Raw genomic sequence first — 802 nt, forward strand, 5'->3', positions numbered from 1 at the left:
GCGCTGGGCCGGCCCCTGCGGACCGCGGACAACTACCGCGACGGCGCCTACGCCAAAGAGCCCGACGCCGACGGCGCCCGGGTGCTGGCCGCAGCCGACTACTCCCAGTGGGCGCAGTACAAGGTCACCACCACCGACCAGGCCGGCCGCAAAACCGTTGCCTCCACCGACCCGTGGGGCCACACCAGCAGTGTGACCGGCCCCGACGGCACCACCGTCAAGACCGCCTCCGACATCGTCGCCGAAGCCGTCACCCAGGGCGTCCTCGGCACAGACCAGCAGAATGCCGGCCTCAGCCAGGCCCGCGCCCTCTCGGTGCAGGACGCCGACACCGCGGCACGGACGATGTCGGCGAGGGTCGTCTTCGCCGACGGCACCCCCGCCGCCGGATCTGCCGCCCGGGCTGACGCGCTGGGCCGGACCCTGACCTCAACCAGCGGCGAAGTCACCGCCACCCCCTCCTACGGGGCGGGCGGCATCCCGCAGAGCACCGTGCTGAACCCGGCCGCACCGGGTGTGTATCCGGGGCAGGAGTTCACCGCAGCCCTCACCCACGACCTCGCCGGACGCCAGACCGCTAAAACCCTCACCCAGGGCGATCCCGGCCAGGGCGACACCCGCACCGGCACGGCCAACACCTACGATCCGGCAGGGCGCCTGGTCTCCCAGACCGACCAGCTCGGCAACACCACCGCCTACACCTACACCGCCCACGGGCAGATTGCCGAAGCGGCCGTCAAGGCCAAGGACGGCGACACCGTCTCCACGACCGCGTATACCTACGACGGGGACACCGGGCTGC

At 72.2% G+C, this 802-nt stretch carries 1 protein-coding gene; it reads left to right on the forward strand.

Annotation, left to right across the window (positions count from 1 at the left end):
• Window positions 1-802 (forward strand): RHS repeat protein (locus tag IF89_RS49255; protein ID WP_043194893.1); only part of this gene is annotated, 802 nt, incomplete at both ends.

The sequence above is a fragment of the Streptomyces sp. NRRL F-2664 genome (assembly GCF_000719345.1).
Taxonomy (GTDB): Bacteria; Actinomycetota; Actinomycetes; order Streptomycetales; family Streptomycetaceae; genus Streptomyces.